This is a genomic window from Pseudodesulfovibrio alkaliphilus, from assembly GCF_009729555.1.
GTDB lineage: Bacteria > Desulfobacterota > Desulfovibrionia > Desulfovibrionales > Desulfovibrionaceae > Pseudodesulfovibrio > Pseudodesulfovibrio alkaliphilus.
In genome coordinates, this window is record NZ_WODC01000002.1 from 307,400 (window position 1) to 331,224 (window position 23,825).

29 protein-coding genes are annotated in these 23,825 nt (G+C 59.6%); 11 read left to right on the forward strand and 18 right to left on the reverse strand.

The window, feature by feature from the left end; translation table 11 throughout:
- Window positions 1-20 precede the first annotated feature (20 nt).
- The 8 genes from GKC30_RS05255 to GKC30_RS05290 all read right to left on the reverse strand — a co-directional run bounded on the left by GKC30_RS05255 (window position 21) and on the right by GKC30_RS05290 (window position 7,410).
- Entirely contained in the window at window positions 21-2,123 is a 2,103-nt protein-coding gene (locus GKC30_RS05255; RefSeq protein ID WP_155932765.1) for an FAD-dependent oxidoreductase, read from the reverse strand.
- Window positions 2,124-2,136: 13 nt separating this feature from the next.
- On the reverse strand, window positions 2,137-2,712 hold the full coding sequence (locus GKC30_RS05260; protein ID WP_155932767.1) for an electron transport complex protein RnfA: 576 nt from the start codon (window positions 2,710-2,712) through the stop codon (window positions 2,137-2,139).
- Window positions 2,713-2,721: 9 nt separating this feature from the next.
- Window positions 2,722-3,399 carry an electron transport complex subunit RsxE gene (gene rsxE / locus GKC30_RS05265; protein ID WP_155932769.1) on the reverse strand — a complete coding sequence of 226 codons (678 nt, stop codon included), beginning with the start codon at window positions 3,397-3,399 and terminating at the stop codon, window positions 2,722-2,724.
- Window positions 3,396-3,986: an RnfABCDGE type electron transport complex subunit G gene (gene rnfG, locus GKC30_RS05270; protein ID WP_155932771.1), complete on the reverse strand. Its 591-nt coding sequence runs from the start codon at window positions 3,984-3,986 to the stop codon at window positions 3,396-3,398. Before rnfG ends, rsxE begins: the two co-directional genes overlap by 4 nt.
- A complete protein-coding gene (locus tag GKC30_RS05275) occupies window positions 3,965-4,969 on the reverse strand; it encodes an RnfABCDGE type electron transport complex subunit D (RefSeq protein ID WP_155932773.1) in 1,005 nt (334 codons plus the stop codon). Before GKC30_RS05275 ends, rnfG begins: the two co-directional genes overlap by 22 nt.
- Window positions 4,962-6,170 (reverse strand): electron transporter RnfC, encoded by a 1,209-nt coding sequence (locus tag GKC30_RS05280; protein WP_196772816.1) that lies wholly within the window; start codon window positions 6,168-6,170, stop codon window positions 4,962-4,964. The genes GKC30_RS05275 and GKC30_RS05280 overlap by 8 nt, the downstream gene beginning before the upstream one ends.
- 13 nt (window positions 6,171-6,183) lie before the next feature.
- The gene (locus GKC30_RS05285; RefSeq protein WP_155932775.1) at window positions 6,184-6,945 is read right to left on the reverse strand and encodes a cytochrome c3 family protein; all 762 of its coding nucleotides are present in this window, start codon (window positions 6,943-6,945) and stop codon (window positions 6,184-6,186) included.
- A gap of 156 nt (window positions 6,946-7,101) precedes the next feature.
- Window positions 7,102-7,410, reverse strand: coding sequence for a potassium:proton antiporter (locus GKC30_RS05290; protein WP_367613988.1), 309 nt, complete (start codon window positions 7,408-7,410; stop codon window positions 7,102-7,104).
- Between the two features lie 74 nt (window positions 7,411-7,484).
- Here GKC30_RS05290 and GKC30_RS05295 point away from each other — a divergent pair, with 74 nt between their 5' ends.
- Complete coding sequence (locus tag GKC30_RS05295; RefSeq protein WP_155932777.1) at window positions 7,485-8,117, forward strand: PilZ domain-containing protein; 633 nt, start codon at window positions 7,485-7,487, stop codon at window positions 8,115-8,117.
- 72 nt (window positions 8,118-8,189) lie between these two features.
- On the opposite strand, the gene GKC30_RS05300 is transcribed toward GKC30_RS05295, so the two are convergent.
- The 3 genes from GKC30_RS05300 to GKC30_RS05310 form a co-directional block, all read right to left on the reverse strand.
- Entirely contained in the window at window positions 8,190-9,101 is a 912-nt protein-coding gene (locus tag GKC30_RS05300; RefSeq protein ID WP_155932779.1) for an NAD(P)/FAD-dependent oxidoreductase, read from the reverse strand.
- Between the two features lie 129 nt (window positions 9,102-9,230).
- Window positions 9,231-9,998: an HD domain-containing protein gene (locus GKC30_RS05305; RefSeq protein ID WP_155932781.1), complete on the reverse strand. Its 768-nt coding sequence runs from the start codon at window positions 9,996-9,998 to the stop codon at window positions 9,231-9,233.
- Between the two features lie 2 nt (window positions 9,999-10,000).
- A complete protein-coding gene (locus tag GKC30_RS05310) occupies window positions 10,001-10,330 on the reverse strand; it encodes an SHOCT domain-containing protein (protein WP_155932783.1) in 330 nt (109 codons plus the stop codon).
- 218 nt (window positions 10,331-10,548) lie between these two features.
- On the opposite strand from GKC30_RS05310, the gene GKC30_RS05315 reads away from it, so the two are divergent.
- The 10 genes from GKC30_RS05315 to lpxC all read left to right on the forward strand — a co-directional run bounded on the left by GKC30_RS05315 (window position 10,549) and on the right by lpxC (window position 19,302).
- Window positions 10,549-10,947, forward strand: coding sequence for a response regulator (locus GKC30_RS05315; RefSeq protein ID WP_155932785.1), 399 nt, complete (start codon window positions 10,549-10,551; stop codon window positions 10,945-10,947).
- Between the two features lie 321 nt (window positions 10,948-11,268).
- Entirely contained in the window at window positions 11,269-11,742 is a 474-nt protein-coding gene (locus tag GKC30_RS14880; RefSeq protein ID WP_196772817.1) for a TIM44-like domain-containing protein, read from the forward strand.
- Window positions 11,743-11,781: 39 nt separating this feature from the next.
- On the forward strand, window positions 11,782-12,501 hold the full coding sequence (locus tag GKC30_RS05325; RefSeq protein ID WP_155932788.1) for a class I SAM-dependent methyltransferase: 720 nt from the start codon (window positions 11,782-11,784) through the stop codon (window positions 12,499-12,501).
- The gene (locus tag GKC30_RS05330) at window positions 12,498-14,225 is read left to right on the forward strand and encodes a YcaO-like family protein (protein WP_367613989.1); all 1,728 of its coding nucleotides are present in this window, start codon (window positions 12,498-12,500) and stop codon (window positions 14,223-14,225) included. Before GKC30_RS05325 ends, GKC30_RS05330 begins: the two co-directional genes overlap by 4 nt.
- A 207-nt stretch (window positions 14,226-14,432) precedes the next feature.
- Window positions 14,433-14,750 (forward strand): TusE/DsrC/DsvC family sulfur relay protein, encoded by a 318-nt coding sequence (locus tag GKC30_RS05335; RefSeq protein WP_155932789.1) that lies wholly within the window; start codon window positions 14,433-14,435, stop codon window positions 14,748-14,750.
- Between the two features lie 181 nt (window positions 14,751-14,931).
- Window positions 14,932-15,150, forward strand: coding sequence for a 50S ribosomal protein L31 (gene rpmE / locus GKC30_RS05340; RefSeq protein ID WP_155932790.1), 219 nt, complete (start codon window positions 14,932-14,934; stop codon window positions 15,148-15,150).
- Between the two features lie 177 nt (window positions 15,151-15,327).
- The gene (locus tag GKC30_RS05345; protein WP_155932791.1) at window positions 15,328-16,269 is read left to right on the forward strand and encodes a DUF1385 domain-containing protein; all 942 of its coding nucleotides are present in this window, start codon (window positions 15,328-15,330) and stop codon (window positions 16,267-16,269) included.
- Between the two features lie 2 nt (window positions 16,270-16,271).
- Window positions 16,272-17,339, forward strand: a complete 1,068-nt coding sequence (gene prfA, locus GKC30_RS05350) for a peptide chain release factor 1 (RefSeq protein ID WP_155932792.1) — start codon at window positions 16,272-16,274, stop codon at window positions 17,337-17,339.
- 10 nt (window positions 17,340-17,349) lie between these two features.
- On the forward strand, window positions 17,350-18,201 hold the full coding sequence (gene prmC / locus GKC30_RS05355; protein WP_155932793.1) for a peptide chain release factor N(5)-glutamine methyltransferase: 852 nt from the start codon (window positions 17,350-17,352) through the stop codon (window positions 18,199-18,201).
- Between the two features lie 177 nt (window positions 18,202-18,378).
- The gene (gene lpxC, locus GKC30_RS05360) at window positions 18,379-19,302 is read left to right on the forward strand and encodes a UDP-3-O-acyl-N-acetylglucosamine deacetylase (protein ID WP_155932794.1); all 924 of its coding nucleotides are present in this window, start codon (window positions 18,379-18,381) and stop codon (window positions 19,300-19,302) included.
- 69 nt (window positions 19,303-19,371) lie between these two features.
- Here the strand turns inward: lpxC and GKC30_RS05365 are convergent, their stop codons facing one another.
- From GKC30_RS05365 to GKC30_RS05395, 7 genes are read right to left on the reverse strand one after another with little or no spacing between them, the layout of a single operon-like run.
- Entirely contained in the window at window positions 19,372-20,313 is a 942-nt protein-coding gene (locus tag GKC30_RS05365) for a hypothetical protein (RefSeq protein WP_196772818.1), read from the reverse strand.
- 26 nt (window positions 20,314-20,339) lie between these two features.
- The gene (locus GKC30_RS05370) at window positions 20,340-20,747 is read right to left on the reverse strand and encodes a hypothetical protein (protein ID WP_155932796.1); all 408 of its coding nucleotides are present in this window, start codon (window positions 20,745-20,747) and stop codon (window positions 20,340-20,342) included.
- A gap of 60 nt (window positions 20,748-20,807) precedes the next feature.
- Window positions 20,808-21,134: a hypothetical protein gene (locus tag GKC30_RS05375; RefSeq protein ID WP_155932797.1), complete on the reverse strand. Its 327-nt coding sequence runs from the start codon at window positions 21,132-21,134 to the stop codon at window positions 20,808-20,810.
- 3 nt (window positions 21,135-21,137) lie between these two features.
- Window positions 21,138-21,830 carry a flagellar basal body-associated FliL family protein gene (locus tag GKC30_RS05380; RefSeq protein WP_155932798.1) on the reverse strand — a complete coding sequence of 231 codons (693 nt, stop codon included), beginning with the start codon at window positions 21,828-21,830 and terminating at the stop codon, window positions 21,138-21,140.
- Between the two features lie 31 nt (window positions 21,831-21,861).
- Window positions 21,862-22,242: a chemotaxis response regulator CheY gene (locus GKC30_RS05385; RefSeq protein WP_155932799.1), complete on the reverse strand. Its 381-nt coding sequence runs from the start codon at window positions 22,240-22,242 to the stop codon at window positions 21,862-21,864.
- 21 nt (window positions 22,243-22,263) lie between these two features.
- Window positions 22,264-23,049 (reverse strand): FliA/WhiG family RNA polymerase sigma factor, encoded by a 786-nt coding sequence (locus tag GKC30_RS05390; protein ID WP_155932800.1) that lies wholly within the window; start codon window positions 23,047-23,049, stop codon window positions 22,264-22,266.
- Window positions 22,991-23,818 (reverse strand): MinD/ParA family protein, encoded by an 828-nt coding sequence (locus GKC30_RS05395; RefSeq protein ID WP_155932801.1) that lies wholly within the window; start codon window positions 23,816-23,818, stop codon window positions 22,991-22,993. Before GKC30_RS05395 ends, GKC30_RS05390 begins: the two co-directional genes overlap by 59 nt.
- Window positions 23,819-23,825 lie beyond the last annotated feature (7 nt).

Sequence of the window (23,825 nt, forward strand, 5' to 3'; positions counted from 1 at the left end):
ATTCATTGCGCAAGACGGAGTCATGAGCGGCTGACGCAGCCCTCCTCGCTGCACTCCCGTGCGGGCAGATCGCGGTTGTAGCAGGTCAGGCCGCAGCGCAGGCAGCGGCAGGCTTCGTGTTTGGCCTCCTCGCTGCTCAGGGCGCCCTCAATTTCCTTGAAGGTGCAGACGCGTTCGTCGCAGCCGATGAGGTGCGGCACGGTGGAGCGCTTGCGGTATCCCACGTCGGGCACATGGGTGAACATGGTGTAAGGGATGAGATCGCGCTGAACCTTGGCGGAGTAATGAGGTGCGCCGTCGGTCAGGTACTGGTGGATGGAGCGTGCGGCCTTGCGCCCCTCGCCCAGGGCGGTGATGACGATGCCCGGCCCGGTGTGCATGTCGCCGCCTGTGAAGACATGGGGCAGGGCGGTCTGGAGCGTGACAGGGTGCGCGTCCAGGGTGCGCCATCTGGTCTGTTTCAGCTGGCAGTTGCCCTCCTCGTCGTAGAGGCAGGAAAGCTCGGGCTTCTGGCCGATGGCCGTGTACACGGTGTCCGCCTCGATCAGGGCCGCGGATCCTTCAACGGGAACAGGGCTGCGGCGTCCTGATTCGTCCGGCTCGCCAAGCTCCATGCGGATGTACTCCACATGGGTGACATGGCCGGATTCGTCGCTGACGATGCGGGTGGGGGCGGCCAGAAAAAGGTATTTGACGCCTTCTTCCTCGGCCCCGATGATCTCCTCGATGTTGGCAGGCATCTCGCCCTTTGTTCGACGGTACATGAGAGTCACCTCCGCGCCAAGACGGACGCTGGTGCGGGCCGTGTCGATGGCTGTGTTGCCGCCGCCGATGACCACGACCTTGCGCCCCACGCCGGGGTCCATGTTCAAACCCACCTTGGTCAGAAACTCGGTGCCGGTTTCCACGCCCTTGGCGTCTTCGCCCTCGATGCGCAGGGTCATGTTCATCCACGCGCCAATGCCCAGAAACACGGCCTCGAACCCCTCTGCCTTGAGGCTTTCGAGATCGAAGTCAGTGCCAAACGTCTTTCCGTGGACAACGTCGATCCCCAGACCGAGGATGCCTTCTATCTCCCAGTCAAGGACAGCCTTGGGCAGCCGGTACTCGGGGATTCCGTAGCGCAACTGGCCGCCCAGCTTGGGCATGGACTCGAAAATGGTCGGGCTGTGGCCCAGGCGACGCAGGAAGAAGGCGCAGGAGAGCCCGGCCGGACCGCCTCCCACCACGGCCACCCTGCGGCCGGTTTCAGGCGCACAGGGGATGGGCAGATGCTGGCCCGAGTTCATTTCCCAGTCGGCAACATAACGCTTGACCATGTTGATGCCCACCGGAGCGTCCACATGGGTTCGGCGGCAGGCGCTCTCGCAGGGATAGGGGCAGACCCGGCCGATGGTCAGCGGCATGGGGATACGTTCGCGGATGGTCTCGAGCGCCCCGGCGAAGTCGCCCCGCGATGTCTGCTCGATGTAGCGGGGGATGTTGATTTGTCCGGGGCAGCGCTGGCGGCACGGGGCGAGGCAGTCGGTGATCTCGTTGAGGTGTGCCAGTCGGGCGGTCATGCCCCAGATGGTGATGACTCCCCGCGGGCAGACCTGGGCACAGGCTCCGCAGGCGGTACACAGGGCCGGGTCCACCACGGGGTAGCCGTGAGGGCCCATTTCGATGGCTCCGAACTGGCAGGCCGTGACGCAGGTGCCGTGCCCCAGACACCCTTCCGGGCACATCTTGTTGCCGCCGTAGAGCAGGTCCTGGGCGCGGCAGTCGCTTACTCCCGCGTAGTCGTAGATTTCCTCGGCGCGGATGCCGCCGGTGCAATCCACAAAGGCGATCTGCTTTTCCATGGACGAGAAGCTCAGGCCCATGATGGCTGCAACATTTGCCGCCACCTCGTCGCCGCCGATGACGCAGACCGTGGCCCCCGCCCGGCCGCTCACAACGCCCTGGGCCGCGGCGGCGCAGCCAGGGAAGCCGCAGCCACCGCAGTTGGCTCCGGCCAGGACGCTCTCCACCTCGGCGATGCGCGGGTCTTCGTAGACGTAGAGGAGCCTGGAGGCCATGGCCAGAATGGCTGCCGCCGAAAACCCTATGCCCAGCAGGACAAGAACCGATGTCAGGATCATGATCGAAAAACTCCTAGGAGGCCATGCCCTTGAAGGCGAAGAATGCCAGCGACATCAACCCGGCCATGATCAGGGCCAGGGGAGTGCCGCGCAGACAGGTGGGCACACGCGCCAGATCGAGCCGCTCGCGGATGCTCGCCAGCACCACCAAGGCGAGCAGGAATCCCGCACCCGAAGCGATGGAAAAAACGATTGTCTCAAGCAGGGTGTATTCTTCACGCTGGCAGATGATGGCGATGCCGAGAACGGCGCAGTTGGTGGTGATCAACGGCAGGAAGATGCCAAGCGACTTGTAGAGCGGGGGCACGACCTTTTTCAGGAACATCTCCACGAATTGGACCAGGGAGGCGATGACCAGGATGAAGGTGATGGTCTGAAGGTAGGCGAGGTCGAGGGGCACAAGTAGGAAGCGCTGGACGCACCATGTGATGGCGGCGGCCATGGTGGCCACGAAAACCACGGCCAAGCCCATGCCGATGGCCACTCCCGACTCCTTGGACGTGCCGATGAACGGGCAGTTGCCCAGGTATTGGGCAAGGACGATGTTGTTGACGAAGATGGCTGCGATGACGAGGGTGAAATAGTCCATACGGCCTTCCTATATCCTTGGCTTGGTGGCGCACAGGCCGCAGGTCTTGCAGTCGTGAACCGGGCCTTCAATGGCTTCGAGTCCCCTGGTCTTGCGTTGCCAGTTGGTCAGGGCGTTCATTCCCGCCAGCACCAGCCCGAGGCAGACGAAGGCGCCCGGTGCCTCGATCATGAAGGCGAAGGGCTCAAACCAGTCGCCGGTCAGTGTCATGTCAAACCATGTGCCATAGCCGAATATCTCCCGGATGCTGCCGAGGAAGGTCAAGGATAGGGTAAAGCCGATACCCATGCCCAGTCCGTCTGCCACGGCCAGATGGGTAGGGTTTTTGGAGGCAAAAGCCTCGGCCCGGCCCAGGATGATGCAGTTGACCACGATCAGGGGCACGAATATGCCGAGCTGGAGATAGAGCGGATACGCGTATGCCTGCATGAGAAGCTCCACACAGACCACCAGCGAGGCGGCCACCACGATGAAGCAGGCGATGCGGACCTTGGCCGGGATGATCTTGCGCAGCAGCGAGACGAGCAGATTGGAGAGGGTGAGAACAAAGATCACGGCCAGCCCCATTCCCAGGCCGTTATATGCGGTTTTGGTCACTGCCAGCACCGGGCACAGGCCGAGTACGATCTTGAAAGGAGGCAGGTCCTTCCACAATCCTTTGGAAAATTCCTTCGACAATCTGTTCATGGCGTGTCCTGGAGGCCCCAGTGCTCGGGGAGTCTGTCCTTGATTCTTGAGTATTTGCGGATAGCTTCGTTGATGGCGGCCACGGTGGCGGTGGACGAGAAGGTGGCCCCGGCAACAGCTGCAATGTCGCCGCCCTGGCTGTGCAGGGCCAGATCATGCCCCGGACGGCGAGCGAACTGCTCTCGAAACTCGGGTTCAACCACTCGCGAGCCCAGACCGGGCGTTTCCTTGTGGGTGGTGATGCCGATGCCTGCCAGGGAATCGTCGGCAACGAGGAAGCCGACCATGACGCCGATGTCGCCGCCGTATCCCCGGCCAAAGGTCTCGAAGGCCACCCCTGTGAGTCTGCCGTCAACCATGGCCGGAAAGACCGTGACCGTTTCGCCCTCAAGGTCGACGGCCACGCGGTCCTGAACCGGATGGTTGTCTGCTGCCGTGAATATCTGTTGCAGGGCCGGACCCTGCACGAAGGTCAGCACCTGTTCTTCGATTCGCGGACCAGTGGCCTGACGCACGGCGGCCAGTGTCAGCCCCGAGAGGCCGCAGATAAGCGAAAGGACGAGGATCATCCGCAATGCTTCGCGCATGTGGCGTTGTCCTCCTTTTCCTGGGCAAGTATGTAGGGGCCGCCAAAGGGCCTGGGCCGAATCCGGTCGAGCAGCGGAGTGAAGAGATTGGCCAGCAGGATGGCAAAGGGGACGCCGTCCGGGTAGATGCCGTAGACCCGGATGATGATGACCATGATCCCGGCCAAGAGGCCGTATATCAGGCTTGGAATGCGCCCGATGGGCGAGGACGCCGGGTCCGTGGCCAGGAAGAATGCGCCAAGGACCGTGCTTCCCGTCAGCAGGTGGAACAGAGGCGCGGCATGGGTCGCGGGGTCGAGGACCTGGTAAATCCAGGCCGTGGTCAGCAGGCCGATGATGAAGGCGGCGGGAATCTCCCAGAAGATGTGCCGCCGGATCAGCAGGAAGATGCCCCCTGCCAGCAGTGCCGCCACATGGACAGCGCCGAGCCCGCCCAGCTGGTGCCCTGTGAACAGGGACATGGGGGTAAGTGAGGCCACGGCGTCTGCGCCGAAATATTTCAGGAGCTGCAGCGGATCGGGCAGGGTAGTGCCGAGCATGGTGGCGTTGGTGTCCATGGCCTTTGGCCAGGAGAGAGTGCAGATGGACCAGCCCACCAGGGGCGGGCACAGGGGGCTGGCTCCCAGGCCACCAAAGACGGCCTTGCCCAGTCCGACTGCGGATGCCGAGCCGACCGTGACCAGCCACCAGGGAGCCGATGCCGGGAGCAGGCAGGCGAAGAGCAGGCCGATAAGGAGGGCGCTGAGGTCGTCCACGGCCGGGTCGCGTCCCGCGAGCCTGTTGCACAGGGCCTCGGTGGTCACGGCCACGGCGCAGGAAAGGGCCATGACGCGCACAGCATCCATGCCGAACGCCATGGCGGCCATTATTACTGCCGGCATAAGTGCGATGATTGTTTCGCCCATGTGTCCCCTGATGCTTTTGCCGCAATGGACATGCGGGGCCATGGAAACGGTCAGGATAGGATGTTGCGGTCTAAGCATCGCTGTTCTCCCGGAGGGCTTCCTTTGTGGGGTCCAGGGGAGGCCGTTCGGCCGGGGTGATGGCCGAGCGCAGCAGGGCCAACTCGTACTTGGCCAGCCGGATGTATTGGAGCAGCGGCCGTTTGGCTTTGCACCAGTAGCCGCAGATGCCGCACTCCATGCAGGAGTGGATGTGAAACAGTTCGGCCCGTGCGAACTGCTTGAATTCCGAGCAACGGCTGATCATACCGGGCATGATCCGGGCCGGGCAGCGGCGCTCGCATTCGCCGCAGCCAAGGCAGGGGGCGTCCACCGGCACAAAGGCCGCGGACTTGCGCAGGATGTGCAGTCCGGTGGTGTCCTTGGCCACTCCCTGGTCGGTATTCAGGGCCGGAATGCCGCGCATCAGACCGCCCAGGATTACATGGTCGCCGTCCTCCACGGTTCCTCTGGCCTCGGCCACAAGAAAATCCACAGGGGTGCCAACATGCACCAGATGGTTCTGTCCGGCAATGGTCATGACGGTCTGGGTGAGAGGGCGGCCGGTCTCCATGACGCGACCGATGAAGTACAGGTCACTTACGGACAGGATGGCCGCGTTCTCCGGGTGTTGACCCGGCAGATGCTCCCGTCCGGTGACAGCTTTGGCAACGAGGGGGGGCAGGCCGTTTGGATAGACGGGCGGCACATGCACGACCGTGCAGTCGGCAAAGGCATTGGCCCGGTTTCCCCTGGCCGCCATCAGATACAACCTTGCGTATTCGACCACCCGTCGGGCTGTTTCAAGGCCAAGTTCCACGGTCTTGCGATAGTCCCGCAGCAGGGGGTCGTGAATGGAGATGCCCGGTTCGGGCGGCACCGCGTTGACGATGAGGACGGGTGCGCGGCGCAGGGGACGGACATCAATGCCCATGGAGCGCAACCAACGCCGCAGGATGTCGCCTCCTTCCATAGGCGCGGTTTGCGGATCGACCCTGCGTTCCTCCATGACTTCAATGAGCATTGCGAAGCGGCTCACCTCTCGTATGATTCCGGCCAGGGGGGCGTGCATATCTCCCCGGTCGTCCCTGGCCTTGGCGAGCAGTGTGCCCGCGAGAACCTGATCGCCCTCGGCGAGTACCGGCCTGTGCCCCTCAAGGGGAACGCGGAGGCTGTCCGGCCGCGCTCCCTTGGCCAGGGGGCCGGTATCGCCGGTCAGCAGGCTGAAACTGAAATCGGTCATATTTTGAACACCTTTATCTCATGTGGCATCTGAAGCAGGCGTCATCGCCGTAGGGGCCGCTCGTCTTCTCTTCGTGGCAGCCCATGCACTGAGCGTGAAACGCTGTGGCCGTGGTGGGAATCAGTTGGTCTGTCTGTTCTGCGTGGCAGTCCGAGCAAGGACGCGGGGAGATTGCCGCCCCCTTTTCATTCCCCGGCTGCGGCGAGACGACAGGCTTGCGCACATGACAGGCAGAGCAGCCGGAAACGCCTGCGTCGAACAGGTCATCGTGGCAGTTGGCGCAGCGGGCGTGGGCCGCGTCCTTGCGGGTGGGGATGTCGAGGCGTTGGCCGTGGCAGTTGGCGCAGGTCTGCGGGGTGGGCTCAATGCTCGCATCGTGATGGCAGGCCTGACAGTTGTTGGCGGCGTAGTCTTCTGCGTGGCCGTCGTGGTCGAAATTGTCAATGGTCGCCTCTGCGTGGTGGCAGGCGGAACAGTGCTTCGGGTCGATGGTGTTCAGGTGCCCGACGACGAAGGATTGGTCGAATTTGGGTACGTGGCAGACGGAGCAGGCGGGCGGAGCGGGGTCCTGGCCCGAGGTATGGTGGCAGTCGACGCAGGCGCGGCCCTGCATCTCGGTGTGGACCTTGTGGTCGAAGATGACCTTGCCGCCCTTGTTCTCAAGGAGGATGCGCACGGGCTGGGCAGCAGACCGGGCCGGAATGAGGTAGCCGACCAGGGCCAGGGCGAAGAGAGTCCCCGTCAGCAGGGTTATGGGCAGAAAGCGTCTGTTCAATGAATCAACCTCGGATTGGTGCGTAGTTTTCTCTTATAGAGGAATTGCTCGGCCCAAGTCCACACCCAATGTCGATTGATCGACTGCTCAAAGCTTCGTCGAGAGTTCTTGCGGGGTGGCGTAATCGGCTCGATGCCGTCCGAGTCCAGGTCCGAGTCATCTGTCGACAATGACCGCGCAAAGAAATGCCAGCACGAAGAAGGCCGCCCCGGCCCACCACAGGGCAACGGAGAGCTGGGTGGTTATCAGGACATAGGCTCCCTTGATGGCGAACTCGAGAGGGAGCGACCTTATCAGGGTGAGGAGGTCGAGCCCCAGGCGGCTGCCGACATCCATGAGGGTGAGCGAAGGCCATTGGGCGGTAAGGCCCCAGGCGGCAGCCTGATATCCAAGGAGCAGGATGCAGCCGGTCCAGGCGAGAAGGCCAAGGGTCTTGAAGAGGGTATAGGGCGTTGAGCGTTTCACTGAATTATGGAGTATATATCATTGCCGGACGGTTGACCATAGTGTAGTGGCGGGGTGAAATGGAGGGGCAGTGCATGCCGCTGGTAGCTGGCGACAAGGTGCTCATGGAGTTTTCCACATTCGGCGACCGATTCTTGTGCGTGATCACGGAAGTGGGGGAGCATGGCCGTTTGTCCGCCTATGCGCCGGTGCCGCCGGCCGTGGTGGAGCGGATGGCAGTCGACCGGAGTGCGAGGGTCCGTTTCGCTCAAGAAGGTGTCCTGCGTGGCTTTGAAACCCGTATCCTGAATCGGGATAATCCGCCGGGTGTCATCCTGGAATTGGCCGGGCCAGGCAAGGTGTACCACGCAGAAGACCGTGCGGAACCTCGGTGCCGTTGTCGCTTTCCGGCAGTGGTGGCCGACGGGGCTGGGCGTGTTCTGGTACGCGGAGTTGTTGAGGACATGAGTGCCAGTTGCACCCGCGTCCGCCTGATGGGCGAGGGCGGGGTGGCCTCTGTGGGCGGGGTGGGTGCTGAGGTTCGGTTGACCTTTCATCCCTTTGACCCCGATGAAGGACTAATGGTGGCCTGCACAGTCAAGAAGTCCTTCCTCAAAAATTCGGTGGCTTATCTTGTTCTCGAATACCGCTCCGGCGAAACGGTCGCTCGTCAGCGTATAGCCAGATTTGTGGAGGCGCAATTGAACTGCGGCGAGCCGCGGCTGTGAGCGGAGCGGCTCGGGGCAGGTGCGCGGGACGGCGACCGGGATGATTCCCGTCAACCTTCCGGCGCGGCAACCTCAGCCTTCGTTCTTGAGCTTGCGAGCGTGGTTGGCCGCCTCGATGCCCGCCACGCAGCCTTCGCCCACGGCCTTGGCCATCTGAAGAGGCGGGCCGCAGATATCGCCTGCTGCGAAAATTCCATGAATATTGGTGTGTTGTTTCTTGTCCGTTTCAATGTATTTCATGGATTCGTCGAGGGCCACTCCGAGGGTGGCCGTCAGCTCCAGGACGCCTTTGGCGCCCAGCTCGATGAATACCCCGGAGACTTCCCTGACGGTGTCGTCGTCAAGGACCACGGACTCCACGCCCGTCTTGCCCCTGATCTCCTTGATTTTCACACCCTGGTGGACGGTCACGCCTGTTTCGACCAGCTGTTTGCGCAGACCGTCTGCCACATCCAGGGTGTCGCAGTAGAGGTGGACTTCGCTGGCAAAGCGTGTCAGGGCCACGGCTCCGCCCGCGGCAGCGCTGCGATTACCGGCTACGGCCACTATCTGGTCGCGGAAAAAACCAGCGTCGCAGTCCACGCAGTAGCTTACTCCCTTGCCCAGCAGTTCCTTTTCTCCAGGCACCCCCAGCTTGTTGCGGCTGGAGCCGGTGGCCAGAACCACTGATTTGGCCAGGATGGTCTCGCCCGATTCAAGGTGGACGGAAAACAGCGTGCCCTCGGGTTCAATGGCCAGCACATCCTCATCGCGGAAGATCCCGCCAAAGGATTCCACCTGTTCCCGGCCGGTGTTCAGCACGTCTTCGCCCGAAACCGCGAGCTGGCAGCAGAAATTTTCAATATGCGCCCAATACAGGCTGCTATTGTCCATGCGGCCGAGCATCAGGGTGCTGGCGTTTTTACGGGAGGCGTGGATCCCTGCCTGCAAGCCGGCCGGGCCAGAGCCCAGGATGACCACGTCGTAAGTTTTTCTATCTGTCATGAGAGCCTCCGTGGCGGTCGTAAAGGTGACTGGCTCTGATGATAATCATTCCTTGCTGGATGTACAGTCCGACGATGAGAAAAACGACCATTGCAATGTGACGGCAGGTTGCTCACCGATGCGCCGGGCTCAGGCGCAGGAGCTGATTCTGGAGAGGGCGGCATCGCCCAGCCGTCGGATTCGTGCATCGTTCGGGAGCTGGGCCAGGAGCCGGGCGGGGTAGTTGCGCTCCAGTGCCATGTCCAGAGAGGAGCGATAACGCAGACCGTCCAGCCAGCCCATCAGGAGCAGCTTGAAATCGTTGGCGTATCGCATGTGGCGGTAGTCGCCGGTTCGGCCATTAATGATGGCGTCGTATATCTCCTCGGAGTAGAGATCCGGGGCGTCGTCAAGGCGGTGGATGACCGCTTGGCTGGGCTCGCCGTTACCCTCGAAGTGGTCGAGAAGAATGCGGATGATGTCGAGCTTGTCTGCATCACGCACCACAGTGACCGGAAGCTCAAGCCTGGCAGGAAGGGCGGGGTTAAGGCTCTTGGCGTTGTGCTGGGCCACGGCAAAGCGGACTATGCGCCAGTCATGCCCGGAGAGGCCGGGCGGCATCTCCATCCCTCGCAGGGCCAGTACGCCCAGGCGGGCATGGTTGGCGGAATCGCGGTCATTGAAGGTCCGATACCGGGCGTACTGGGGAAAGCGCCCCATGTCGTGGTACAGGGCGGCCAGACGGGCCAGATCAGCCATGCGTCCCTTCACGCCTTCGGCATCAAGGATATGTCCGGCGTTGTCAAAGACGCGCAGGGAGTGCTCAAGCTTGAGAAGGATGAGGGCGTCATCCGGCCCGCCCGTCAGGTGGGATTCGGCGAAGCTGCGTAGGACCGCCACATGAGGCCCGAACAGCATGGTCAGTCTTTGAGCCCTTTCATAAGGATCTTGTATTCGAATTCGGTGATCTCGCCACGGGCAAGGCGTTCTTCCAGAGCGGCGCGTTCGGCGGCGGTCTGCTCCCTGGCCTCGCGGTCCATCTCGTGGTCCCTGAAGCGGCCCTTGGGGCCGAAGAGGACGCGAAGAAAGATGATGATGACCGCGAAAATAAGGACGATGAAGCCCATACGCGCGATGGCGGGCAGGATATGCTCACCGTAGCCCGCATTGAATGGCCATGCCAGCCACATGGGGTGGTCGAGGAAGTCGAAAAAGCCCGACTGGGAGATCAAAAAATCTGGGATGCGCATGAAGAGGGCTCCGGGGTTGGCGTCTGTCTGCGGGGGGCATGGATTACGCCATTGGCCGCCGCAGGGCTTTTTAGTACTTGGCAAACGGTTTCGTGGCAAGGGATTTGGGCCGTGGTCCGGCATTTTCACTCGTTGCTTGTGCTTGCCCAGGTTAGTGTCTATAAGAACATTCTGCGTTCCCGGACCAATGCTTGAGGTCGGACGCAGCCGGAGGGATGATGCGAGTTTTGATTGTCGAGGACGAGTTCACCAGCCGCAAGCTCCTGTGGGCCCTGCTGGCCGATTTCGGCGAGTGCGACACGGCCCGGGACGGGCTTGAGTGTGTGGACATGTTTCGTCGTGCTCTTGATCGCGGCGAGCCTTACGATCTCGTCTGCATGGATATCATGATGCCCAACATGGACGGGCATCAGGCCCTCAAGGAAATCCGTTCCATTGAGCAACGGAAGGGAATCCTGCCCCCCGGAGAAACCAAGGTGATCATGGTGACGGCCCTCAACGATCCCAAAACAGTGGTCAGGGCGTACTACAAGGGCGGCGCTGCGGCATACCTGCCAAAGCCCATCGAGGTGGAATCTCTCCACGCAATCCTGCGCGACCTGGGACTCATCGAGTAGACGGGTGCGCGGTCAGCATCGACTTATCAAATGACAGCAATAAATCAAAACCAATCATTGCCTGGTTCCGGCGCTCTCAGGGTCGGAGGGGCCTGCCTTTCCGTTCTGGCGCTACTGTTGTGGGCATCCCCGGCTCTGGCCGCTGAGCCGCCCCAAGGCGGCGGCGCAAGCGTCCTCAACATTCTTTTTCTTGGGCTGATTGCCTATTTTCTCGTTCGCGCCTTTCGGCGAAAGGGCGGAGGCGGCTCCGGGCCTGATCGTGGCTCCGGCTATGATGATCCAGCCTCACGCGACGACTCTCAGAGACCTTCGGGCAGGCCCATGGATCGGCATGAAGCTGCGCGGCAGATGTGGAGCATGCTCGGTTCGGGCGATGCTGCCCAGCCCGGCCCCGCCGCGGGCGGCGACAGCCAGGTGGCGGTTGGATTCGATCCCGCTGAATTCCTGGAGGGAGCCAAGCTGTTTTTCTCCCGGTTCCAACAGGTCTCAAGCAGTCGTGAACTTGATGAACTGCGCGGGTTTCTCTCCGACGATGTGTATGAGCAGGCTTTGGCCGCGCTCCCTGCTGACGCGGCTCTGGCCCGCACCGAGGTCATGTTGGTGGACGCCCGGCTGGTGGAGCGTAGGAGTGAAGGAGGGAGAACCTGGGTCACCGTTTTTTATGACGCCCAGTTGCGCAAGGGAATCTCGGGAGAGCAACCCTATACGGTGCGCACCGCTTGGGAGTTCTCTCGGGTCGAAGACGCGGGGAACGGCCTTTGGACACTTGAAAAAATTAATAAAATAGAACATTAAGAAAATTTTGGCCGTTTGGTCGGCAAGGATGACGTTGGCATGACGGAATATGATCTCGATCAGCCCATGGACCGGCTCATCGAACTGGCGGTGCGCAAATTCGGGCAGGTGGAGTTTCGCAAGGTGACCCTGGGCGACATTGCCCTGGAAGTGTTGCAGGTCAAGGACATGCAGCGGTACATTGAAACCCTTGCCAACAAGGCCAGGGGGGGCAAGGGGGTATCCCTGCCATTGTGGGCCAAGGTCTGGCCGTCGAGTCTGGTGCTTGGCTACATGCTTTCGCGGTATCCGTTCACCCAAGGCTGTCGGATTCTGGAGATTGGCGCGGGAAGTGCGGTAAACAGCCTGGCCCTGGCCAGTCGAGGTTTGTCGGTGACCATCAGCGACAATGATCCCGATGCGCTGCTTTTCAGCCGCATCAATGTTCTCAAGAACAAGCTTGAAAAGCATGCCACCACTTCCCGGTTGGATTTCACCGTTCCTGACCACGGCGAGCGGTATGACTGTATCGTGTGCTGCGAGGTGCTTTACGACGAGGCTGTCTTCGAGCCCCTGCTTGCCTTTCTTGATGGTCATCTGGACTTTGGCGGTCAGGCCGAGATTTTTCTGGCCATGGACGAAAAGCGGCAAGCGCGGAAGTTCTTTACCAGTGCTGCCGAGGTCTACGCCATGGCCCGCACTGACTCCAAGTACACGGAGAAGGACACCGGCACGGAACGGACCGTCAATCTATACAGACTCAAGAGGAAAACGTCGTGATGCGGCTTGAGGATTGCCCCAAGGCATATACCTCGGACCAGGACAAGGCATGTTCTCCTGAGGAAACTGTCAGGCGCGTGACCGCACGTCTGGCCGAGGCCTGTCAGGGGGTGCTTGACCGGACCGAACGGGTGGATACCGGAAGGCTCGGCATTCCGGTTTTTGTGGGCGTGTGTGGCCCGGAGGCCAGACGCCTGATGCCCACCCGCAAGCAGATGGGCAAAGGTGCCTCGGCCGAGCAGGCAGAGGCTTCGGCCCTCATGGAATTGGTGGAGCGGTATTCCTATTTTCATTTCTGGGCCGACGAGTCCAATTTCACTCGCCTGACATGGACCGAGGCCGAGGAAAAATGGCCCGGTCAGGTCATGGACATCTCCCTGGTGGCCGCTTCGGTGAACGAGAGCATCTCCGAGGTCGATGCGCGGCGGCTCATGGATCTCAACCGCTGGCGGTTTCACGCCGCCCTTGACGTGGCCAGTGGAGAGTTTCGCTATGTTCCTCTTGATTGGTTCAAGAAGCTTAACGAGTTCAATGGCTCTTCCGCCGGAAACACCTATGAGGAGTCCATTTTCCAGGGAGTGTGCGAGTTGGTGGAGCGGCATGTCTGCGCCCTGATTGATCGTCGTCGGCCCGTCCTGCCGACCATCGACCCGAAATCCTCGGACGATCCGGTACTGACTCGGCTTGTGGAGTGTTTCGAACACAACGGGGTCACTTTGATTCTCAAGGATTTCAGCATGGATTATCCGGTTCCCACGGTGGGGGCCGTGGCCTGGGACGCCAGGACGTTTCCCGCCCTGAGCGAAATCGTCTTCACGGCGGGCACGGCGGCCTCGCCGGTCAAGGCCGCCATACGGGCCATCACCGAGGTGGCCCAGCTGGCCGGAGATTTCGAGACCAGCCGCGTCTACGAGGCTTCCGGGCTGCCAAAGTTCACCCGGATTGACCAGACGCAGTGGCTTGCCCAAGGGCCGAGGGTCGGGTTCGATGCGCTTCCCGATGTCGAGGACGATAATATCCTCACCGAGCTCATGGTCCTGGCCAGGGGGCTGATGGAACGGAAGACTCCGCTTTACAGCGTCAGCACCATGCATCAAGCCATCCAGGTGACCACCAACTACAATTTTGTTCCGGGTTTTGATTTTCGGGAGCGTACGCCCAATGGCAGCATTGGCCTTTTCGTAGGCCGCATCCTGGCCGAGGAGGCGGATTTCGACGATGCCTTTGAGGGACTTGAGGTGATGGAACGTATCTATCCCGAGGCCTATTTCATCCCGTTCTTCAAGGCGCTCCTGGCCCTGCGCATGGACGATCCCGGTTTTGCCGCCGAGCAGTTCGCCTTGGCGGGCCCGCTTCAGCCTGCCAATGAGGAGCGTGCTTTGTGCGCTTTCTATGAGGCCTATGCGCTGTCGCGTCAGGAGCGTTGGGATGAGGCCCTTGTTTCGCTGGACCGGGCACTGGCCATGGACGATGAATGCCGGGAGTACTTCAATCTGCGTGGCGTGGCCCATTTCAAGGGAGGACGCTACGAAGTAGCTGCCAAGGACTTCGAGGCGGCCCTGGCCATAGACAGCGGATCCCCCCACGATCTGGCCAATCTCGGCTTGTGTCATAAATTCATGGGTAACGCAGAGGAAGCGCTTGACTATCTCGGAGCTGCGCTTAAGATGGACCCCGGACTGGAATATGCACGTTGTCATTACGAGGAACTTCGCCAGCCCTGACGGAGGAGGCGGTTCCAAGGGAGCCGAAAAGCCCCTGAGGGAAATTCTTCGAGAGCTTGACAAGCAGTGGTTTCTGGACGTAATGTCCCGTCACGGTTTTGTGAGGATTGCCAAGGTATCAAGCAGCGGATCGCTGTTTAATCGGATAAGGTTGCCCGGGGAAGTCCCAGGGCTACAGCATGACAAACATCCCACTAGGAGGATACAATGGCTGTTGTTGAATTTCAGGGCGCTACTTTCGAGGTTGATGAGGACGGTTTCCTGCAGAAGTTCGAGGACTGGACCCCTGCTTGGGTCGATTTCGTGAAAGAGTCCGAGGGCATCAAGGAGATCACCGAGGATCACCAGAAGGTCATTGACTTCCTTCAGGACTACTACAAGAAGAACGGCATTGCCCCGATGGTTCGCATCCTCTCCAAAGTGACCGGCTTCAAGCTGAAGCAGATCTACGAGCTTTTCCCGTCCGGCCCCGGCAAGGGTGCCTGTAAGATGGCTGGTCTGCCCAAGCCCACTGGCTGCGTCTAACCACAAGCCGAGCTTGAACGCATTGGGCGGGAGCGCAAGCTCCCGCCCCTTTTTGTGTCCTGCATGCGGGGGGGCGTCTGTCGGGGGTATAGCGCCTTCAGGACAGTTTTTTTACTTGCCAATTCTGGCGGTGCCGAGTATAAGACCGAGTTTCCCGCACCAAATATGACAGGAGATCGTCATGAAAAAAGATATTCATCCCACTACGCACAAGGCAAAGTTTCGCTGCCACTGCGGCTACGAGGCCGAGCTGCTGACCACCAAGGGACAGGAAGTCGAGGTGGAAATCTGCTCCAACTGCCATCCCTTCTACACCGGCAAGCAGCGCTTTGTTGACACCGCCGGGCGCATTGATCGCTTCCGCAAGAAGTACGCCCAGTTCGCCCCGTCCGGCAACTAGCTGCTTTTTCCGGCGAAAGCCGCGACCATATGCCTTCGTTGGGAGCCTATCCCGCGAAGGCATATTGCTTTGCCGAGTTCGCTTTACAAACGTCCGGGAATTCTTAATTCTATTCCGGCTGAATGCGGGGGCGACTCAACATTCTCGCAGCGAATACCGGAGGGTAGCCAATTGAATATGCTGGGACTTCTGGCCTTGGCCGCGCCACAGGCCGTGGGCGGTCAGGCTGTGATTGAGGGGGTGATGATGCGCGCCAAGAACACGCTAGCCATCGCCATCCGCAAATCTGACGGAACCATCACCACCGAGGTGAGACCCTGGTTTACGCTCATCCGGCATCCCTGGCTCAAGAAGCCTTTTTTGCGCGGATTCCCCGTCCTCATGGAAACAATGGTCAATGGCATCAAGGCGTTGAACTATTCAGCAGTACAGGCCGCGGACGATGACGACGAGGAGGGGGAGCTGACCACCTGGCACCTGGTTTTGACCATGGTTCTGGCCTTGGGGGCAGCCCTTGGCCTCTTTGTGGTCCTGCCGCACTTTTTGTCTGTGGGCATGGAGTTCCTTGGCCTTGCGGGCGATGTCGATTCCTTGAGCTTCCACCTCTGGGACGGCGTCATCAAGATGCTGATTTTCGTTGGCTACATTCTGGCTATTTCCTATATCCCGGATATTCGCCGCGTTTTTCAGTATCACGGGGCAGAGCACAAGGTTATCTGGACATGGGAGCAGGGGGGCGACCTTTCTCCTGATTCCTCCCGCTTTCACAGCCGGTTGCATCCAAGGTGCGGCACGGCGTTTTTGTTGTTCGTGCTTGTTGTCTCCATTCTTCTTTATGCAGTGCTGGTGCCCTATCTTCTGCTTTTCTACTCGCCGGAGCATTTTTTCGCCAAGCATTTGTATATTGTGGGAATGAAGCTTTTTCTCATGATTCCTGTGAGTTGTGTGGCTTATGAGATGATAAAATTTGCCGGGAAATACAGTGGAAATATCCTGTGCAGGATGATGTGCTGGCCCGGAATGATGTTGCAATTGCTGACGACCAAGGAACCGGATGACAGTCAGCTGGAGGTGGCCATCGCCGCCCTGCGCTGCGCTGTCAACGCCGAGGAGTGCTGATTATGTTCGGCAAACTTGAAGAGATCGAAGAAAAATACGAGAAGCTGGAGCAGGAACTGGCCCAGCCCGACATTTTCAATAATCAGGAGCGATACAGAAAGGTTTCCAAGGCCCACGCCGATCTGGCCGAGGTGGTTACCCTGTATCGCGAATACAAGGTGTGCAGTCGCGACCTGGCCGACAATCGGGAGATGGCGCATGACAGCGATCCCGAAATCCGCGAGATGGCCAGGGCCGAAGTCGGCGAGCTTGAGGACCGTATTGAGTCCCTTGAGGAAAAGATCAAGATCCTGTTGCTGCCGAGCGACCCCATGGACGAGAAGAACATCATTCTTGAAATTCGGGCAGGTACCGGAGGCGATGAGGCGGCCCTGTTCGTGGCCGACCTGTATCGCATGTACACCCGGTTTGCCGAGGCGAACCGCTGGAAAGTGGAAGAGATGAGTTCTCATTTCACCGGATCCGGGGGGCTCAAGGAGGTCATCGCCAGCATTGCGGGCGACAAGGTCTACAGCAAGCTCAAATATGAATCCGGCACCCACCGGGTGCAGCGGGTTCCGGCTACGGAATCCCAGGGGCGCATCCACACCTCGGTGGTCACGGTGGCCATCATGCCCGAGGCAGAGGAGGTCGATGTCGAGTTGCGTCCCGAGGATGTCCGTGTGGATGTGTTCCGCTCGTCCGGTCCTGGAGGGCAGTCGGTCAACACTACGGATTCGGCCATCCGCGTTACCCATGTGCCCACAGGCATGGTGGTCATCTGTCAGGACGAGAAGTCACAGCACAAGAACAAGGCCAAGGCGCTGAAGGTTCTGCGTTCCCGGCTGCTCCAGATGGAGCAGGAAAAGGCCAAGGCCGAAGAGGACGCAACCCGTCGCAGCCAAGTGGGCTCTGGAGACAGGTCTGAACGTATCCGTACCTACAATTTTCCCCAGGGAAGGGTGTCCGATCACCGCATCAACCTGACCCTTCACAAACTGCCGCAGATCATGGAAGGCGAGATCGACGATCTGACCGATGCCCTCATCAGTCATTATCAGGCCGAAGCCCTGAAACGGCAGGGCGACTAGACCAGACTTCATGGGGCTTACCGTGCAGGCCATTGTCCGGGAATGCGCGACCCGGCTTGCGGACGTTGATTCGCCGTTGCTCAGTGCGCAGCTTCTGGTGGGCGAGGTGCTTGGTTTGAGCCCCCTTGCCTTGAGCCTTGAGCGAGACATGGTCCTGGACACGGTTCAGGCCGGGAAAATCCACGATCTGACGGAACGACGCGCGGCCGGCGAACCCGTGGCCTATTTACTTGGTCGCCGCGAGTTTTACGGAGTCGACTTCGCGGTCACGCCTGATGTTCTCATACCGCGGCCGGAAACCGAGCATCTCGTTGAGGCCGCTCTCGCTCATTTTCCCGTCGAGGCATCCCTGCGTTTTGCGGATCTGGGTACCGGCTCCGGCATCCTGGCCGTGACCTTGGCCCGGCTGTATCCACTTGCTGTGGGATTTGCACTGGACCGGAGCGGCCCGGCCCTGGATGTGGCCCGTCGCAATGCCCGTGCTCATGGGGTGGACCAGCGAATCGCCTTTGTTCAGGGGGACTTTACCGAGTCCGTCCCTTGTCATGGCTGCGACCTCATCGTCGCCAACCCTCCGTATGTGACCGAAGCGGAGTACGCCAAGGCGAGTCGGGAAGTCGCTGCCTACGAGCCAAGAGAGGCGCTGATCAGCGGGCCTGACGGGCTTGATCATGTTCGGGGGCTGCTACCCAAGGCCCGCAATGCCCTTCGGCAGGGCGGGGTGCTGATCCTTGAGATCGGCTGTAGTCAGGCTGAGGGAGTGAAATTTATAATGTCGTCCGAGTGTCCGGGATTCAAGGATTTCGTTGTGACCAAAGACCTCGCAGGCCATGATCGGGTGGTTTTCATGCGTCGCGCATAATCGCAAAAAAACAACATGGTCGCGAACCCCTGTGGTAAAAAAACAAATAGTTGCGAGAAAGACACACTTTTCTAGAAAGTGTCTCAAGTAAAAAAGGTTTTGTTTTTAGTATGTTGATAACAAAAAGGCCTGTGGCATTGTTCTTGCTTAATTGGCATTGATTCAACCGGAGGGACAATGCTTCAAACCACAATACACAAGTCGGTGCGCTGTACTGGTATAGGTCTTCACAGCGGCAAGCAGGTGGAGATGGTCCTTCGCCCGGCTACCGAGGACACCGGCGTCCTCTTCTCCTTGCGCAACGAGACCGGCACCACCTTCCTGACTCCCGCCCCGTCCCTGGTTGTCGAAACCGGACTGGCCACCGTGCTGGGCGATGGACATCAGTCCGTGGCCACTGTCGAGCATCTGCTCGCCGCCATCAGCGGAATGGGCATCGACAACATTCTTGTCGAAGTCACTGGCAGGGAGTTGCCCATCATGGACGGCAGCGCCGCCTCATTTGTTTATCTGCTCAAGCAGGCCGGGTTGCGCAGGCTGGGCAAGCCAAGGACCGTTCTGTCCGTCAAGAAGACGGTAGAGTTCGAGAAAAATGGCAAGTATATCAAAGCTCGCCCCCACAAAGGGTTCCATGTCGATTACACCATAGAGTTTGTCCATCCCCTCATTGGCTCCCAGCGGCTGGAGCTTGAAATCAACCCGAAGAATTTTGTCACCGAGATCGCCAAGGCGCGCACCTTTGGTTTTCTCAAGGAAGTGGATTATCTCCACGCCAACGGGTTGGCCCTGGGCGGTTCCCTCGACAATGCCATCGTGCTTGATGAGTATGGTGTCCTCAATGCCGAAGGGCTGCGCTTCAAAGACGAATTTGTGCGGCACAAGCTGCTCGACTTCATCGGCGACATGGCCGTGCTCGGAGCCCCATTGCACGGACATTTCGAGGTGTTTGCCTCGGGACATTCCATGAACAACGCTTTCCTGCGTCATCTTGACGAGAACCGGGACATCTACCTTGAGCCGGTGACCCTTCCCGTGCCCGAAGGGGTGCGCGAGACCGTGCGCGGCAGCGGTCGTCTGGAGCCTGTCTCCGTCACTGTCTGATCCAGTCCACGGATCTCGCTCAGAAGTCTTTTGCGACCACTTGAACCCGCTCCAAAAGGGCGGGTTTTTTCATGTCCTGTTGGTGAAGAGCAGGGCGGCGAGCAGTCCTCCGTGTTCGTTGGCGGGAAGTCTGGTCACGCCAAGGCATTGCGATCGCACTCCTGAGCTTGCGGGCACCATGTTTCGCAGCAGGTTTTTGAGGGGGGCTGCAACTGCCGGACGCTGGAGCTTGACTCGATACCCAATGTTCGTTCCTTTCTGGAGGAACTCAAATCTGACTAGGCCGAGCGCAAGGGTTTCGCATTCCATTACAACTTCCCTCAGGCCGTTTGAAGAGCGACCGCTGCGTCGAAGGTGGGTCAATTGCCGCCTGGACCTGGGAGTCAGCCAAGGCTGGTAGGAGATCATGCCCTGTTCTTGAGCCAGCAGCCTGTTGATTTGGTTGGCGCAGGCAAGGGCGTCTGTGTAGGCGGCGAACAAGGCGTCGTCGCCGGTAAGCAGGGAGATGAATCGCGCCGGGCGGTGCAGGATGGCCGTGTCTGCAAGGTCGGTTGCGTGTCGGCGAAGTCTGTTTTCGAACAGGGTTCGTGCGGACTCAAAGGACTTGGCTGCGGCAATGCCGTCGCCGACCGGGTTACCCGTGCCCGGAACCCCCGACAACTCGCGGAGGACAATGTCGGGATCAAGGCGAACGATGAGGAAAAGGAGTTGCGCTCCTTCGGGCGGCCTCGTCTGGAGATGGGCCAGGAGGTGGTGGCCGTCGATGAGTACCCAGGCCATGCTCTCGGAAACCCATTTGACCAGGGTGCCGCGAACCTTCTGGCCCGGACGCCTTCCCCGGCGAAACTGGTCCGAACGGCGTTCGTTGCCGCCGCCAAAATCGAATGGACCAGATCCGTTGCCGCTTACGCGCATCATTTCTCCAGGGCTGGCGGCGAGCTGTTGCCAGCGGGGTCTGTATATGAGCCGGAAGGTCGCTTGGGTGTAGGCTATGCCTCGGAAAAAGGCCACTCCGTGCAGGATGGATGCCGTCGGGGTCAAGCTTGATCGATGATCAGCTCCACATCTTCAAGGCCCAAGCCGGTGGCATTGGCGAGTTGTGCCGGCGTTTTGCCAGCCCGATGTCCCTTGAGAATGATCTCGCGCATGAATTGGGGGGACTTGCAGTAGGTGTCCGCCTGATTGACCAGCTTTTTTAACTCCGCCACACGGCCCTCTATCTCGTTGTTCAGGTTGACCAGTTCCAGCTGCCGTCGCTCGAAGGTGGCCACCAGCTCGTTTTCAAGTTGGGTATTAAATTGAAGCCGTTTGATGAACTCCTCCTGCTTCAGTTGAATGCCAGAGAGCAGTGCCTCGGATTTCTTCAGGCGCAGAAAGAACATGATGACCACGCCGAGCAGCACGACTTCGCTGATGGTGAGCAGGATGATGAGCAGGTCGGACATCGGGCTTTCTCGCTGTTTCGTGTGTTGCGGTGAGTCGGAAGGTCGAGTGTGTCGCAGGGCTCAAATCTTGACGTTGATGATGTTTCCGGTCCAGGGGGAGGTGTTGGAGGGCTTGGTTTCGTCCTTATCCTCTTTCTCCTTGTTCTCCCGTTCGGCGAGCTGCTGTTGGCCCTTATGTTGTTGGTGTCCATCGCGGTCAAGGGGCGCAGTGGCTTCCTTTTTTTCCACCTGCTGGACTTTGCTCTCGTTTTTGCGAATGTGTTCGTGGATGAGCGGGCCAAAGAGCTGTTTTCTGATTTCCGGTCCGGCTTTTTCCGCATGGGCGATTTTCGCAACATGGTGCATCTGCGATATGAGGACCGGAAGGTCCAGCGGAGTCGAACTCATGGCTCACCTCACAAGGTATTGTTCGAAGAAGATCGTATCGAACTGACCAAACCCCATGTATTGGTTAATGATCGCCAGCAGCTCCTGCTTGAGTTTGTCGCTGTTCTTCTTGTCTGAGAGAAATTGCAGGTCCTTGTTCTTGAGGTAGTAGAAAAGCGCGTTTCGTACGGTGTAGGTGTCTTGTTTGAACTGTTTTGCAAGCCCCTCGTCCTCTGTGCTGACAATGACGCGGACTTCGAGGAACCGGATGACATTGTCCCTGTCCCGCTGCTCGATGAGGAACGGATCAAGGCGGATCAGTATCTCCTGGGCTTGGACCGTCTCGGCCGGGGCCGCCGTGGGAGCCGTTCTTGGTGGCGGTGGCGGCAGCGGCGGAGCGGCTGGCTCGCGCAAAAGCAAATAGAGGATGACCGCCACCAGAAGCGCAATGACGCCAAGGGCGAGCAGGAACAGCCGATTTTTGAGAAGCGCTCCGAAATCGAACTGCCGCTTGGGTTCCGATTGTTCGAAGAGCGGTGTCTCATCATGGACGACAGGTGCCTCTTCCTCTTCCTCCTCGTCTTCAAGGAAGGGTGCGTCGTCGAGATCAAGATCGACCTTTTGCGTCGCCTTGCTGGCCTCGCTGTTGTCGAGCTGCGCCTTTGGCTGCGTCTCTTGAGTTATGTCTTCCGCGTCATCCGGGACAAGCAAGACCATGATGTTCGCCTATCAGGCCGAAAGCCAGAGGCTAACTGAAGATTTTGTCGATCTTCTGGCCCAGGGTTTCGGGGGTGAACGGCTTGACGATATAGTTGGAAACCTTGGCCTGCACCGCCTCGATGATGTTTTCCTGCTGCGCTTCGGCCGTGACCATCAGGAAGGGCAGGTCAGAGTATTCCTCGCTGGCGCGCACTTTGCGCAAAAGCTCGATGCCCGACATGGTGGGCATGTTCCAGTCCGAGACGATAAAGTCGATGTTGTCCTTGTTCAGCACTTCCCAGGCGGTGGAGCCGTCGTCGGCCTCGACGATGTTGGTGAAGCCGAGTTGGCGGAGGATGTTCTTTATGATTTTGCGCATGGTGGAGAAGTCGTCAACAACGAGGATGCGCATATTGGTGTCATAGGCCATGGGTTGCTCCTTTCGTCTCTGTTACTCAGTTTCGTAGCGAGATCTGAATGTTTTTCTCAGTTTTGTGAGGGCCTGAGAGTGAAGCTGGGAAACCCGGCCCTCGGTTATGTCCATGACTTCGGCGGTTTCCTTCATATTCAGTTCCTCACCGTAGTACAAAGATATGACCAATTTTTCCCGTGGCGTCAATTCCTCAATGAGACTGGCTACTTTGTCAACAATTTCTTGAAATGCGGTGGACTGGAAGGGCTCGTCCTCGGTCATGGCCTTGCGGCCGATGACGTTTTCGTGGAAGCTGTCAAGGCTGAGACACATCTGGTTGTGCAGCGCCTCAAGTCCGTGGCGAACTTCCTTTTCCGACATGCCGGTGATGCGTTGCAGCTGCTCCATGGTTGCGGTAGCCCCTGTCTCATGCTCCACTTGGCGTTGGGCGTCCTCAAGCGCTTTGACTTTTTGCCGCAGTCCTCTGGAAAACCAATCCATCCGGCGCAGCTCGTCAAGCATGGCACCCTTGATCCGGTTTTCGGAATAGGTGTCGAACTTGATGCCCCGGCTGGCGTTGAACTTGCCCAGTGCGTCAAGCAGCCCCAGGCTGCCGGCGCTGATCAGCTCACAAAGCTCCACGCTTTGCGGAAGCTTCGCCTTGAGGCGCAGTGCGAGAATCCGAATCTTCGGCGCATAGTGGCGGACGATATCCTCCCGATCTCTTGGCGAGAAGTCGTCCCAGCCCCTGGCTCCCAGCTCCAGATCACGCCACGGATCGTTCCTGGAAGAGCAGCTTTTTCCAGAAGAATTTGATATTGCCATCTGTGTTCGGTTCCACATGCCAACCGTTGATTGTCTGTGCGGCCTGCCGGATCGCCACGCTGGCCGGGCTCTTGGGAAATTTGTGACAAAAGGGAACCTGCGCGATGACGGCATTGCGGACGTTGGGATCATAGGGCACGATTCCCACAAGATCCAGAGAGATGCCGTCCAGAAAGTGGTCGCAGGCCTTGAGCAGCTTAACGTAAACCTCCTTGGCCGTTTTTTTGTCCTCCACCATGTTCACGAGTACACGGAAGCGTTCCACTCCGTGCTGGAGCTTGAGTACCTTGATCAGTGCGTAGGCATCGGTGAGGGATGTGGGCTCCGGCGTGATGACCAGCAGCCGCTCCTGCACCGCGAGGTTGAAATACAGCACGTTGTCGTTGATGCCCGCGCCGGTGTCCACGATGAGATAGTCCACGGCATCTTCCAGAACGTCCATGGCGTCGAGCAGGTCGAGTTTCTGGCCCCTGTCGAGGTTGACCATATCGCTCACGCCAGAGGAGGCGGGGAGAATCCTGAATCCGTAGGGCGTCTCGAACAGAATCTTGTCGAGGGTCATGTCCTCGTGAAAAAGATGGAACAGGTTGCGCTCCGGGGTCAGGCCGAGAATGACATCGACATTGGCCAAACCCAGGTCGGCATCCAGCAGAACGACGTTCTTGCCAGCCATGCTCAAGGTGTGGGCCAGATTGACGGACATGTTGGTCTTGCCAACGCCGCCCTTGCCGGACGTGACCGAAAGGACCAGGGGTAAACGGGTGCTCATGGCGTCA